Origin of the sequence: Nocardiopsis potens DSM 45234, assembly GCF_000341105.1 — a bacterium.
In the GTDB taxonomy this organism is placed as follows: Bacteria; Actinomycetota; Actinomycetes; order Streptosporangiales; family Streptosporangiaceae; genus Nocardiopsis_A; species Nocardiopsis_A potens.
On the sequence record NZ_ANBB01000057.1, the window covers coordinates 19,299 to 32,307 of the forward strand.

The window sequence follows — 13,009 nt, forward strand, 5'->3', positions numbered from 1 at the left end:
GGTTTCGGTTCGCCCCGGATCACGGAGATTCCGGGGCGGCTCGGGGGATTGTCCGGAGTGAGGCCTTGAGGCCGCGGCCTCAGTCGCGGCGGAACGTCATGGTGGTGCGGCCGAGGCTGATCCGGGTCCCGTCGACCAGGCCGGCCCGGCGCACCTGCTGGCCGTTGACGAAGGTGCCGTTGGTGGACCCCAGGTCGACCAGGACCGCGTCGTCGTCCTCGATCCGGATCTCGGCGTGGTGCCGGGAGACGCCGTTGTCCACCAGGCGCAGGTCGCAGTCGGTACCGCGGCCGAGCAGGGTGACCGGGGTGTTGAGTTCGTAGGACTGCTGCATGCCCTGGCTGGCGGCGCTGCCCTCCTGGGTGGCCCCGCCGGGGGAGATGAGCAGCCGGGGCCGGCCCGGGCTGGGGGCGCTGTCCCGCGGGGGCTCGCCGACGGGCTGGCGGATCTCCCCGCTCTCCACGGTGGAGCCGCGCACCACCCCGGAGCGGATCCGGAACCGGCCGGTCTGCAGCTCCGCGTCGGACGAGAAGTGCACCCGCACCGGTCCGACGAAGGAGTAGCCCTGCTCGGTCGCGTAGTCGCGGGCCAGTTTGGCCAGCTCCTGGCCGATGCTGTCGGCCATGGCGTCCATCTGCTCGCTGTCGCCCGCGGACAGCTCGACGATGAAGTCGTTGGGCACCAGGGTCCGTCCCTGGGCCACGATGGCCGCGCGCTCGTCCATCTCCCGCTGCACGGCGCTGGCGATCTCGACGGGCTCCAACTTGGACTTGAAGGCCCGCGCGAAGGTGCCTTCGATCATGCCTTCAAGGCGGCGCTCGAAGCGTTGGAGCACTCCCACGAGGTACCTCCCTTACTCCACTCCGGTCTAGAACGATCGTAACCGGGTATCCGCGTCCTCTGTTTCACCCGCGTCCCCCTTGCGCCCCCGGGGGAGGGCATCGGGCCGGAAAAAAGGTGTGCACGAGCGGTCCCGGGACCGTGCTAGCCTTATCCATGTCGCCAAGCGGACGGCACGGGGGAATCCGGGCCACATGCAGGCGACAGACTATATGCAAGTCACCCGGGCGGGTGGCGGAACGGTAGACGCGCACGGTTCAGGTCCGTGTGTCCGAAAGGACGTGAGGGTTCAAATCCCTCCTCGCCCACTCTGCAGTACCGAAGTGATTCGACCCCTGCGGCCCCGGAGGAATCCGGGGCCGCAGGGGTTTTTCGCACTTCCGGCCAGGGCGCCCGCGGCGGTGCTTTCCGGGGCGCCCGGACAATGGCGCCGGTTTCCCGCGGGCCCGCCGGATCAGCTCCGCGGATGGCCGATGCCGGTCGCGCCGAGTCCGCGCAGCACCGCCTCCACCACCCGGTCGGTGTACTCCCGGGTGAGCGGCTCGGTCCGGTACAGCCAGCGCTGGAACACCGGGGACCAGATCAGGTCGATGGCGATGTCCAGGTCCAGATCGGCGGGGAGCTGCCCGGCCCGCTGGGCGGAGCGCAGCCGCTCCCGCTTCATCTCGCGCAGCGGCCCCCCGAGCCGCTCGGCGTAGACCCCGGCCAGCGCGGGGTCGCCGGCGATCTCGATGGACAGCGCGCGGAGCGGGCCCTCGAAGAGCGGGTCCTCGGTCTCGGCGACGGTGGCGTGCAGCACGGACTTGAGGTCGGCCTCGATGTCCCCGGTGTCCGGCAGGCCGCCGCCCCCGGCGCCGGTCCCGCCCCCTTCGGAGAGCATCAGGAAGGCGTCGAAGAGCACCGCGCCCTTCGACGGCCACCAGCGGTAGATGGTCTGCTTGCCGACCCCGGCGCGGGCGGCGATGCCCTCGATGCTCAGCCGGTGGTAGCCGACCTCGCCGACCAGGTCGAAGGCGGCGGTGAGGATCGCCCGCCGGGACGACTCGCTGCGCCGCGTCGCGTCGGGGCGGGTTCTGCGCTGGGCTGCCATGGCGGCGAACCTACCAAACGGGAGACGGTGCGGACCGTCTCGTTCCAGAGAGGGCCGGGACGCGGCCCCGACGGGCGGGGCCGCGCCGGGGTCAGGGCGCCAGGACGGCGCCCATCCCGTCGTAGCGGTCCAGTTCGCAGCCGCCGGCCTTGTTGAACTCGGTGTCGATGTCGGTGCCGCCGAGGTGCCCGGTGACGCTGGCGGTCTCCGGGCCGCCCATGATGTGGGTGCACATCGCGTCCTCCGGGACCTCCTCGAAGCCCTCGGCGCCGACCTCTTCCAGGGCGGCGCAGGCGGCCTCCGGGTCGGGGTGGTCGCCGCCGGCCGGCGAGCAGGTCAGCGTCCAGGACTTCGGCTCGGGCGTCTCGCCCGCACCGGCGTCGTCCCGGTAGTCGATCTCGATGGACAGTTCGGTCTCGGGTGCGGGGGATTCGGAGGGGACGGTGGACGGGTCGTCTGCGGGTGCCGCGACCTCCGTGGAGCCGCCGCCGCACGCCGCGGCCGCGAGCAGCACGGCCGCGAGCGCTGACGAGCGGGCCAGCGCGGTCGCTCTGATCTGCGTGCGCATAACCTTTGGACGCGGGGCGCCACAGGGCGGTTCCCCGGTGCAACGGAAAGTCGGATGAGGAGAGGTCCCGGTGTTCGAAGAGAGCGTTCCGGTCGTGGAGGTCAGCACGGTTCCGGATGACGGATACCTGCTGGACGTTCGCGAGCAGGACGAGTGGGCGGCGGGCCGCGCTCCGCAGGCGGTGCACATCCCGCTGAGCGAGCTGGCGCAGCGCGCCGGCGAGATCCCGCGGGACCGCCAGGTCTATGTGGTGTGCCGGGTCGGGGGCCGCTCGGCCCAGGCGGTGCAGGCGCTGAACGAGGCGGGCTGGCGCGCCGCCAACGTGGCCGGGGGGATGCAGGCCTGGGCGCTGACCGGGCGGCCGATGACCGCCGACGGCGGCGCGGAGCCCCGGGTGGCCTGAGCACCGCCCACCGATGATCTTGACGTTGCGGCCCCGTCAGAGCGCTCTGACGGGGCCGCAACGTCAAGATCATCGGTGAAGGGCGCCCCGGACGGCGCCCGCGGTGGCACGATGGCGTTCGTGACCCCTCAACCCCGGGGGCCGAGCGCCGAGGCGGTGGTGGCCCTCTCCGCCGACGCGATCGTCGCGGTGGACACCGAGTTCCGCGTCACCACGTGGAACCCGGCGGCCGAGCGGCTGTTCGGCTGGAGAGAACGGGACGTGCTCGGCTCCCCCGCCCCGATCGTCCCGGCGGAGCTGCTCGCCGAGACGCACGCCGTGCTGGAGCGGGCGCGCCAGGGCGGCACGGTCTCCATCGTCAGCCGCCGGATGCGCCGCGACGGCGTCCTCATCGACGTGCAGGTGGACACCTCCTTCCTGCGCGACCGGGACGGCACCGAGGTCGGCTGGACGCACGTCTTCCGGCAGCGCAGGGACGGCACCGCGCCCGGTTCGCACCTGGTGGAGCGGGCCCGGCTGGTGCGCCGGCTCAACGACGTCGTCGCCGACATCAGCGCCGACCTGGACCTGGACGCGGTGCTGGACCGGATCGCGCGCAGCCTGACCGAGCTGACCGGCGCCGACGCCGGCGGCTTCGTGCTGATCGAAGGGGACCGGCTGCGCCTGGTCAGCCTCACCCGGCTCTCCGAGCACCTGAAGGGCTACACCGCGCCGCTGGACGGCAGCCTCTTCGGCGAGCTGCTGGGCAGCGGCCGGACCGTGCTGCTGGCCACCGAGGACGACCGGTCGCTGGACGACCTGATCTGGGCCGACCTGGACGGCCTGCACACCATCGCGCTGGGGGTGTCCAGCGTCCAGGGGCGGCCCTACGGCGCGCTGTACGCGCTGTACAGCGGGCGCAAGGTGGGCCACGTCGAGCTGGAGCTGCTGGAGCTGCTCGCCGGGCACGCCGGGGTGGCGCTCGGCAACGCGCTGGCCTACCAGGAGATGGTGCGCCGGCGGGCGCAGGGTCAGGCGGTGGTCGACTCCAGCGCGGACGGGATCGCGCTGCTGGACGAGGCCGGCCGGGTGCGCACCTGGAACCGGGCCGCCGCGGAGCTCACCGGCTGCTCGCAGGAGGCGGTGGCGGGCCGGCCGCCGCCGTTCCCGCTGCCCGGGGCGGCCGCCGAGCCGCTCCGGCACCGGCTGGACTGCGGCCGCTGGCTGGAGATCCTGGTGACCGGGGTGCCCGGCACCGGCGAGCGGGTGGTGGACTTCCGCGACATCACCCAGGCCAAGCAGCTGGAGGAGGAGAAGGACCTCTTCATGGCGACGGCCGGGCACGAGCTGCGCACCCCGGTGACGGTGGTGCAGGGGTTCGCCGGGACCCTGGTGCAGCGCTGGGACCGGCTGGACGAGGCGGCCCGCAGGGACGCGGTGCGCACCATCGCCGAGCGGTCCGGGACCCTGGCCCGGCTGGTGGAGAACCTGCTGATCGGGTCGGCCGCGCGCAGCGGCGAGCTGAGCGTCGGGGCGGGCCCGTTCGACCTGCGCCGGCTGCTCCGGGAGACGGCGGCGGCGTTCGACGCGGCCTCGGCCCGGCACACCCTGCTGCTGGACGTCCCCGAAGGGCTGCCGCCGGCGCTGGGCGACCCGGTGGCCACCGACGTGATCGTCGGGCAGCTGCTGGAGAACGCGTTCAAGTACTCGCCGGACGGCGGCCGGGTGCTGGTCCGCGCCCGGGAGGAGGGCGGCCGCCTGGTGGTGGCGGTGGAGGACGAGGGCGTCGGCATCGCGCCCGGGGACGAGGAGCGCATTTTCGGGCGGTTCGTCCAGGGGGAGGCGGGGGACCGGCGCCGGTTCGGCGGGATCGGGCTGGGCCTCTACATCGTGCGCCGGCTGGCGCGGGCGCAGGGCGGCGACGTCACCGGGGCCACCGCGGACGGGGTCACCCGGATGAGATTCACATTACACCGGGGCGGGCCGGGCGCCCGCCCGCCGTCCGCAGAAGCCGGAGGGAGCGGCGTTTCAGGCCCGTCCGGAACCAGGCCGGAGGCGGACGGCCGGGGGGATCGGCCGAGGTGAGGTGTTTCCTCGGGAGCGGATCGGGGCATTTCGGCCCTGGTGGTTTTCGAGACCTGCGCTTTGCCCGACGCCGGCGAGCGCAATACCGGCGGAACGGGAGAAGGCATGGCGAGGACGGTACTGGTCCCGTGCACGCCGTCGAGCGTCACCGGTGCGCGGCAGCGGCTCTGCTCGGACCTGGAGGCGGACGGCCTCGGGGCCGGGTCGGTCGGCGACGCGGCCCTGGTGGTGAGCGAACTGCTGAGCAACGCGCTGCGGCACGCCGCACCGCTGCCCGCCCCCTTTCCCCCCGACCGGGTCCAGGTCGCCTGGCGGCTGGATTCCGACGAGGCGGGGGCGGTGCTGGAGGTCTCGGTGCGGGACGGCGGCGCGTCGACCCTGCCGCGGATCGCGCGGCCCTCGCTGTCCGCGCTGGGCGGCCGCGGGCTGGGCATCGTGGAGCACCTGGCGGAGCGCTGGGGGACCGAGGTGGAGGACGGGTCGACCACCGTCTGGGCGGTGCTCCGGGTGTCGGTGGAGGAGCCCGGCCGGGCCGTGGAGCGGACCGGAGCCCCCGCCGCCGGGATCGGAACCTCCCGTACGCGAGCGATGTCCGGGTGATCCGGCGAAACACCCGTGACCAGGTGGCCAGGCACGCGCTGTGCCGCTACAGTCACGACTGTGGAGTTGAAGATCTCAAGCGAGTCTCACGCGGGTCACGCATTGGTGACCGTCCGCGGTGAGATCGACCTTTACACGGCCCCGCAGCTGCACGGCGAACTGGTCGGTGCGCTGGACGACGGCGCCCGCCGGCTGGTGGTGGACATGTCCCGGGTGGAGTTCTGCGACTCCACCGGCATGAACGTGCTGCTGTCTGCGATGAAGCGCTCCCGGGAGAAGGGCGGCGATCTCGAACTCATCGCCCCGCGCCCGGCGGTGATGAAGATCCTCGAGGTCACCGGCCTGGACGCGGTCTTCACCATCCGGGACTCCGCCGACGGGCTGCCGCTCGCCGGCTCCCCCCGCTAGCCGCCCCGCGATGGCGGCGGCGGTCGGCGGCCCGGGGCGCGGCCCCGGCATCGCGGTGATCATCCCGGCCAAGGACGAGGCGCGCCGGATCGGCGCCACCGTCCACGCGGCCCGCGGGCTCCCCGGAGCGGACCTGGTCGTCGTGGTCGACGACGGCTCCGCCGACGCGACCGCGGAGGTCGCCCGGGACGCCGGCGCCCGGGTGCTCCGGCACGGGCGCAACCGGGGCAAGGGCGCCGCCATGCAGAGCGGCGCGGAGGCCGTCCGGCTCCTGGAGGAGGGGCGCGAGGGCGGCCGGCCCCACCGGCACCTGCTCTTCCTCGACGCCGACCTGGGCGCCACCGCCTCCGCGGCGGCGCCGCTGATCGGCCCGGTCGCCGCGGGCGAGGCGGACATGTCCATCGCGCTGTTCCCCGCCACCCGGCTGCGGCTCGGCGGGCACGGCTTCGTGGTGCGGCTGGCCCGCGAGGGCATCCGCCGGGCCACCGAATGGGAGCCGGAGCAGCCGCTCAGCGGGCAGCGCTGCATCACCCGGGAGGCGTTCCGGTCGGCGCTCCCGCTGGCCCCCGGCTTCGGGGTGGAGACCGGCCTCACCATCGACGTGCTGCGCGGCGGCGGCCGGGTGGTGGAGGTGGAGGTGCCGATGGAGCACCGGGCCACCGGCACCGACCTCCGCGCCCAGCTGCACCGCGCGCGGCAGTTCGCCGACGTGGGCCGGGCGCTGGCCGCGCGGGGGATCGGATCCGCCCTGCGCCGGGGCGCGGTGTCGGTTTCCCGAAAGATCAAGCAAGATCGGGCAAAGTCGCCGTAGAACCCGGCGAAGGCGCCCCTTTCGCTGCGCTCCGTGGCGGTAGGGTCGCAGCGTGCTCACTACGATCCTCGCGGTGCTCGGGCTGGTGGCGGGAGTGTGCGGTCTCGCCGTCGGCGGCTGGGCAGTGCTGAACATGCGCAAGACGATCCACGAATGCGAGGCGGTGGTCCGCCGGATACTCCCGGAGTCGGGCGGCGTCGATCCGCGGGCGGTGCGCGACGTCGGCCTGGTGCGCTACGACGCGCTGGAGGAGATGTCCGGGGCCCGCTCGTTCTCCCTGGCGCTGCTGGACGCGGCGGGCGACGGCGTCGTGGTCACCTCGATCAACGGCCGGACCGAGTCGCGGACCTACGCCAAGCTCATCGAGGCGGGCCGCTCCGAGGAGGCCCTCTCCCCGGAGGAGTACCGGGCGATCCGCTCGGCCCGGCTGGGCCGCGGACCCGGGGCCGGCGTCGGCGCCGCCTTCCCGGCGCCGGCCGAGGAGCCGGAGGAGCCCCCGGCGGCGGTGCGGCCGCTGGCGCCCCGGCCCCGCGCCGAGGCCGGGGAGGCGCCCCGCCCCGAGGCGCGGGAGGAACCCCGCGCCGAAGCCCGGGAAGCGACGCCGCCCCGGGTATAACCTGCAGGACATGCGGAACCGCCACGCCTATCTCGGCCCTGAGGGGACCTTCACCGAAGCCGCCCTGCGCGCGCTGCTGCCCGACGCCGACACCGGGGACCTCGTCCCCTGTGCCGGCGTCGACGCGGTCTTCGGCGCGGTGCGCCGCGGGGAGGCGGCCACCGGGGTGGTGCCGCTGGAGAACTCGGTGGAGGGCGGCGTCCCCACCACCATGGCCGAGCTGATCAACGGCGAGCCGCTGCTGATCACCGCCGAGGTCGCGGTCCCGGTGGAGTTCACCCTGTTCGCCCGGGAGGGCACCGACGCGGCCGGGGTCAAGCGGGTCGCCACGCACCCGCACGCGCTGGCCCAGTGCCGCCGCTGGCTGGCCGCGAACCTGCCGGACGCCGAGGCGCACACCGTGTCGTCCACGGCGGCCGCGGCGCAGGCGGTGGCCGAGCCCGGCGCCCCCTACGACGCGGCGATCTGCGCGCGCATCGCCGGGGAGCGCTACGGCCTGGTGCCGCTCGCCTCCGGCATCGGCGACCGCGCCGACGCCGCCACCCGCTTCGTGCAGCTGTCCCGGCCCGGGCCGCTGCCCGCGCCCACCGGCGCGGACCGCACCTCGCTGGTGGTCTTCCTCGCCGACGACCACGCCGGGGCCCTGGCCGAGCTGCTCGACCAGTTCGCGGTGCGCGGGGTCAACCTGACCCGGCTGGAGTCCCGGCCCACCGGCGACGGGCTGGGCCGGTACTGCTTCTGCCTGGACGCCGACGGGCACGTCGCCGACGCCGCGCTGGGCGAGGCGCTGATGGGCCTCCGCCGGGTCTGCGCGGACGTGCGGTTCCTGGGCAGCTACCCGCGGGCCGACGAGAGCGCCGACCTCACCCCGTTCCTGCCGTCCCGGACCGCGTCCGAGGCCGACTACCGGGCCGCGGCGCGCTGGCTGGAAGAGATCCGCTCCGGACGGGTGTGACCCCGGCCTCCTCCGCCAGCGCGGCCCGCACCAGCTCGCCGCGGAGCGCCTTGGCCAGCGCGGCGTCGTTCGGCGCGGCCTCCGCCAGCCGCTCCAGCGCGGCCAGCAGCTCCTCGGCGGTCATGTCGCTCAGCGCCTTCGCCGGCCAGATCTGCGTCATCACGGGCACGTCCCCCTCTTCGGCTCCTCGTTCACCAGGGGACACGGGGCAGGGCGCGGATCATGACGCGGACACGGCGGAATTCTTCGTGCCTTCTCCGGATCCGTCCTCCCCGGGCCCGCTCTCCCCGGGCCCGTCCTCCGCGGCGTCCGCGCCGAACATGTCCAGGCACCGGGAGACGCCCTCGGCCCGGACCGGCACGGTGCGGTGCCGCTCCCAGTCCGCCCGCTCCAGCAGCAGCCGGACCTCCCCGCGGCGGCGCCCGTCGACCGCGAGCCGCCCGGTGCCGTTGGTCCGGTAGCCGAGCTTGCGGGAGACCGCCAGCGACGCCGGGTTGTCGCTCATCGCCGCGCTGCGCGCGGTCTCCGCGCCCAGCTCGGCGAAGCCCAGGTGCAGCACGGCGGCGCGCATCTCGGTGCCGTACCCCCGCCCGTGGTGCTCCAGGCCCAGCCAGGAGCCGGTGTCGAAGTCGCGGACCAGGCCGAAGTCCTCCGCGGCGATCTCCTGGATCCCGATCGGGGCGCCGCCGGCGAACACCACCAGCGGGAGCCGCCACCGCTGCGGGTCCCACTCGCCGAGCAGCTTCCAGAAGTGGGCCATCACCCGCCGCCCGCGCTCGGCGGGCGGGCAGTCGGTCCACGGGAACGCGAACGGCATGGAGCCGGGTTCGTGCACCCCGCGCGCGGCCGTGCCGGCCAGCGCGTCCAGCTCCGCCAGGTCGGGCAGGCGCAGTTCCAGCCGGGGCGTGCACAGCCGCAGCCCGTACAGGGGCCAATGGGTCAGTTCCATCTCCCGCATTGTGCTCCGGTGCAGGTGGGATCGCCACGGGTTATCGCCGTGCGGCGGTGCCCGGGGGCCGGTAGCCTGCAGACGTGATCGACCTCCGTGCTCTCCGCGACGACCCTGACCGACTCCGCGCCTCGCAGCGCGCCCGAGGGGAAGACGACTCCGTCGTCGACCGGCTGCTCGACCTGGACTCCTCGCGCCGCGCCGCGCTGTCCCGCTTCGAGACGCTGCGCGCCGAGCAGAAGAGCGTGGGGAAGTCCGTCTCCAAGGCCTCCCCGGAGGAGCGGGAGGAGCTGCTCGCCAAGGCCAAGGGCCTGGCCGCCCAGGTGAAGGAGGCCGAGGCGGAGGCCGACCGGATCGCCGCCGACCTCGACGGCGTGCTGTCCGGCGTGCCGAACCTGGTCGAGGAGGGCGCCCCCGAGGGCGGCGTGGACGACTTCCGGGTCCTGGAGGAGGTCGGCGCGCCCCGCGAGTTCGACTTCACCCCCCGCGACCACCTGGAGCTGGGCGAGATGCTCGGCGCCATCGACACCGACCGCGGCGCCAAGGTGTCCGGCGCCCGGTTCTACTTCCTCACCGGCGTCGGCGCCATGCTGGAGCTGGGGCTGCTCAACATGGCGATGCGCCAGGCGGTCTCCAACGGGTTCACCCCGATGATCCCGCCGGTGCTGGTCAAGCCGGAGACGATGGAGGGCACCGGGTTCCTCGGCGCGCACGCCGACGAGGTGTACCGGCTCCCCGCCGACGACCTCTACCTGGTGGGCACCTCGGAGGTGCCGCTGGCCGGCTACCGCTCCGGGGAGATCCTGGACGCCGACGGCCTGGCCGAGCGGTACGTCGGCTGGTCGTCCTGCTTCCGCCGGGAGGCCGGCTCCTACGGCAAGGACACCCGCGGCATCATCCGGGTGCACCAGTTCAACAAGGTGGAGATGTTCGTCTACACCCGCCCCGAGGACGCCCACGAGGAGCACCTGCGGCTGCTCGCCTGGGAGCGGGAGATGCTGGACAAGCTGGAGCTGCCCTACCGGGTGGTCGACATCGCCGGCGGCGACCTGGGCGCCAGCGCCGCGCGCAAGTACGACTGCGAGGCGTGGGTGCCCACCCAGGGCCGCTACCGGGAGCTCACCTCCACCTCCAACTGCACCGACTTCCAGGCGCGGCGGCTGAACATCCGCTACCGGGACGCCGACGGCAAGCCGCGGTTCGCCGCCACGCTCAACGGCACCCTGGCCACCACCCGGTGGATCGTCGCCATCCTGGAGAACCACCAGCAGGCCGACGGGTCCGTGGTGGTGCCCGCGGCGCTCCGCCCCTTCGTCGGCCGGGACGTCCTGGAGCCGGTGAAGAAGTAGCCGGGGCAGGTGGCCGGAACGGAAGCGGGGCGGGGCCGGTCACCGGCCCCGCCCCACCGCGCTCTCCGGCTACAGGTAGGGCCTACAGGTAGGGCCCGGAGGGCTGCGCGGGACCGCTCTGCTCGCCGCGGACCGCCCCCTGCGGCAGCGCCTTGCGCATGTTCTCCAGCTGCGCCCGCGCCGCCATCTGCTGCGCGAACAGGGTGGTCTGGATGCCGTGGAAGAGGCCCTCCAGCCACCCCACCAGCTGGGCCTGGGCGATCCGCAGCTCGGCCTCGCTGGGGGTGTTGCCGTCGGTGAACGGCAGGGTCAGCCGGTCCAGCTCCTCGACGAGCTCCGGGGCCAGGCCGTCCTCCAGCTCCTTTATGGAGTTGGCGTGGATCTCCCGCAGCCGCGCCCGGCTGGCCTCGTCCAGCGGCGCGGCCTTCACCTCCTCCAGCAGCTGGCGGATCATGCTGCCGATCCGCATCACCTTGGCGGGCTGCTCCACCATCTCGCTGAGCGGGCGCGGCTGCTCGCCCTCCTCGCCGCCCGGCTCGCCCCCGGCGGGGCCGCCGGCGCCGACGATCAGCACCTGCGGGTGCTGCTCCCCGCTGCCGCCGCCATTGGGATCTTCGTTCAAACCGCTGTTCATCACAGGCTTCACCTCGTGGACGATCGGAACCCGGGACAGGGTCACGCGGTGGTGAGCACGATCTTCCCGACGTGCGTGCTCGACTCCATGACGCGGTGCGCCTCCGCCGCCCGGGGGAGGGGGAGGTACCGGTCGATGACGGGACGGACGGTCCCCGCGTCGACCAGGGGCCATACGTGCTCCGCCACGCCCGCGACGATACCCGCCTTCTCCGCCGCGGGGCGGGACCGCAGGGTGGTCGCGTGCACCGACAGCCGCTTCACCAGCATCCGCCCCAGGTCCAGCTCGGCCTTGCGGCCGCCCATCAGGCCGATGACGACGATCCGGCCGCCCACGGCCAGCGACCGCAGGTTCGGGTCGAGGTAGGAGGCGCCCATGATGTCCAGCACCACGTCGGCGCCGGCCCCGCCGGTCTCCTCCTTGACCCGCGCGGGGAAGTCCTCGGTGCGGTAGTCGATCGCGGCGTCGGCGCCCAGCTCCAGGCAGCGGCGGAGCTTCTCCGCACTGCCCGCGGTGGTCACCACCCGGGCGCCGAAGGCGCGGGCGAGCTGGATCGCGAAGGTGCCGATGCCGCTGCCGCCGCCGTGCACCAGCAGGGTCTCGCCGGCCTTGAGCCGGCCCGTCATGAACACGTTGGACCACACCGTCGCGGCCACCTCCGGCAGCGCGGCGGCCTCGGCCGGGTCCACCCCCTCGGGGATGCGCAGCAGCTGCCCGGCGGGGACGGCGACCCGCTCGGCGTAGCCGCCGCCGGTCAGCAGCGCGCACGCCCGGTCGCCGACCGCCCAGCCGGAGCCCTCTGCGCCGGGCCCCAGCGCGGCGATCCGCCCGGAGCACTCCAGGCCGGGGTAGGGGGAGGCGCCCGGCGGCGGATCGTAGGAGCCCTGGCGCTGGTTGACGTCGGCCCGGTTCACTCCGGCGGCGGCGACGTCCAGCAGCACCTCGCCCTCCCCGGGAACCGGGTCGGGCACCTCGCTCCACCGCAGGACGTCGGGGCCGCCCGGCCCACTGATCTCGATCGCGTGCATGACCTGAACGCTACCCACCGGGCGCGGTGGTGGTTCGGGCTGGATGCCGTGCTTTTGCCGCCGGGTTCTATCTTTGTTGACGGAGATGGGAAAACAGACGACGCTGGGTGCCCGCAGCCCCGTCCCCCGCCCCCGCGGAGGCCGGCGCCCCCGCGTCGTCACGCTTACGCCCCTGAAAAGCGTCTTGAGGAGAACCTCGGTGGCACAGAGAGATCACGACGGCCCGGAGCAGCCGACTCCGCGTCCGCCGGAGGACGGGCGTGACCACGGGGCTGCCGATCAGCCGGGTGCGGAGGGCGCGGGCCACGGCTGGCAGGCCCCCGTCATGTCGCCCTCGGACCAGTGGTTCGGCGACGGCGGCGCGCTGCCGCCGCCCCCGCCCTACGCGGTGGGCGGGGCGCCCGGCGCGGAGGCGCCGGTCCCGGCCGCCTTCCCCTCGCCCGAGCCGCCCTCGTTCCCGTCCCCGGAGCCGGCAGCGGAGCAGGCGGCGGAGGCGCCGGCCCCCGATCCCGAACCGGCCGCCGAGCCGTCCCCCGCGCCGTCCCCGGAGCCCGAGCCCGCCCCGGAACCGCAGAGCGCGCCGACCGCGGAGGCGGCACCGGCGCCCGCGCCCGCGCCTGCGCCGGAGTCGGCCCCTGCACCGGCTCCGGAGCCGACCTCCGCGCCCGCACCCGCCCCCGCTCCGGAGCCGGCG

14 protein-coding genes and 1 tRNA gene are annotated in these 13,009 nt (G+C 74.6%); 9 read left to right on the plus strand and 6 right to left on the minus strand.

The features are described from left to right. Window positions 1-79 precede the first annotated feature (79 nt). Window positions 80-841: an FhaA domain-containing protein gene (locus tag D459_RS0123240; protein WP_449289439.1), complete on the minus strand. Its 762-nt coding sequence runs from the start codon at window positions 839-841 to the stop codon at window positions 80-82. 224 nt (window positions 842-1,065) lie between these two features. Here D459_RS0123240 and D459_RS0123245 point away from each other — a divergent pair. Continuing rightward, window positions 1,066-1,148: transfer RNA gene (locus D459_RS0123245), tRNA-Leu, on the plus strand. Window positions 1,149-1,294: 146 nt separating this feature from the next. Here D459_RS0123245 and D459_RS0123250 read toward each other — a convergent pair. Together D459_RS0123250 and D459_RS0123255 are read right to left on the minus strand one after the other, a co-directional pair. Next, entirely contained in the window at window positions 1,295-1,930 is a 636-nt protein-coding gene (locus tag D459_RS0123250) for a TetR/AcrR family transcriptional regulator (RefSeq protein ID WP_017595409.1), read from the minus strand. Between the two features lie 91 nt (window positions 1,931-2,021). After that, window positions 2,022-2,498 (minus strand): SSI family serine proteinase inhibitor, encoded by a 477-nt coding sequence (locus D459_RS0123255; protein ID WP_017595410.1) that lies wholly within the window; start codon window positions 2,496-2,498, stop codon window positions 2,022-2,024. 70 nt (window positions 2,499-2,568) lie between these two features. Between D459_RS0123255 and D459_RS0123260 the strand changes: the two genes are divergently transcribed. From D459_RS0123260 to pheA, 7 genes are all read left to right on the plus strand, one after another. After that, a complete protein-coding gene (locus tag D459_RS0123260; RefSeq protein ID WP_017595411.1) occupies window positions 2,569-2,901 on the plus strand; it encodes a rhodanese-like domain-containing protein in 333 nt (110 codons plus the stop codon). Window positions 2,902-3,012: 111 nt separating this feature from the next. Beyond that, window positions 3,013-4,965 carry a PAS domain S-box protein gene (locus tag D459_RS0123265; RefSeq protein ID WP_040710898.1) on the plus strand — a complete coding sequence of 651 codons (1,953 nt, stop codon included), beginning with the start codon at window positions 3,013-3,015 and terminating at the stop codon, window positions 4,963-4,965. 105 nt (window positions 4,966-5,070) lie between these two features. After that, entirely contained in the window at window positions 5,071-5,565 is a 495-nt protein-coding gene (locus tag D459_RS32485; protein WP_017595413.1) for an ATP-binding protein, read from the plus strand. A gap of 60 nt (window positions 5,566-5,625) precedes the next feature. Beyond that, complete coding sequence (locus tag D459_RS0123275) at window positions 5,626-5,973, plus strand: STAS domain-containing protein (protein ID WP_193790291.1); 348 nt, start codon at window positions 5,626-5,628, stop codon at window positions 5,971-5,973. A 10-nt stretch (window positions 5,974-5,983) separates the two neighbouring features. After that, complete coding sequence (locus D459_RS0123280; RefSeq protein ID WP_017595415.1) at window positions 5,984-6,784, plus strand: glycosyltransferase family 2 protein; 801 nt, start codon at window positions 5,984-5,986, stop codon at window positions 6,782-6,784. Between the two features lie 52 nt (window positions 6,785-6,836). After that, entirely contained in the window at window positions 6,837-7,400 is a 564-nt protein-coding gene (locus D459_RS32490) for a DUF4446 family protein (protein WP_051065519.1), read from the plus strand. A 10-nt stretch (window positions 7,401-7,410) separates the two neighbouring features. Then, a complete protein-coding gene (gene pheA, locus D459_RS0123290; RefSeq protein WP_017595417.1) occupies window positions 7,411-8,355 on the plus strand; it encodes a prephenate dehydratase in 945 nt (314 codons plus the stop codon). 220 nt (window positions 8,356-8,575) lie between these two features. On the opposite strand, the gene D459_RS0123295 is transcribed toward pheA, so the two are convergent. Next, window positions 8,576-9,304, minus strand: a complete 729-nt coding sequence (locus tag D459_RS0123295) for a GNAT family N-acetyltransferase (protein WP_051065521.1) — start codon at window positions 9,302-9,304, stop codon at window positions 8,576-8,578. Between the two features lie 83 nt (window positions 9,305-9,387). On the opposite strand from D459_RS0123295, the gene serS reads away from it, so the two are divergent. Beyond that, complete coding sequence (serS, locus tag D459_RS0123300) at window positions 9,388-10,653, plus strand: serine--tRNA ligase (protein ID WP_017595419.1); 1,266 nt, start codon at window positions 9,388-9,390, stop codon at window positions 10,651-10,653. A gap of 82 nt (window positions 10,654-10,735) precedes the next feature. Here the strand turns inward: serS and D459_RS0123305 are convergent, their stop codons facing one another. Continuing rightward, a complete protein-coding gene (locus D459_RS0123305) occupies window positions 10,736-11,287 on the minus strand; it encodes a bacterial proteasome activator family protein (RefSeq protein ID WP_040710901.1) in 552 nt (183 codons plus the stop codon). Window positions 11,288-11,328: 41 nt separating this feature from the next. Beyond that, the gene (locus D459_RS0123310) at window positions 11,329-12,315 is read right to left on the minus strand and encodes an NAD(P)H-quinone oxidoreductase (protein ID WP_017595421.1); all 987 of its coding nucleotides are present in this window, start codon (window positions 12,313-12,315) and stop codon (window positions 11,329-11,331) included. Window positions 12,316-13,009 lie beyond the last annotated feature (694 nt).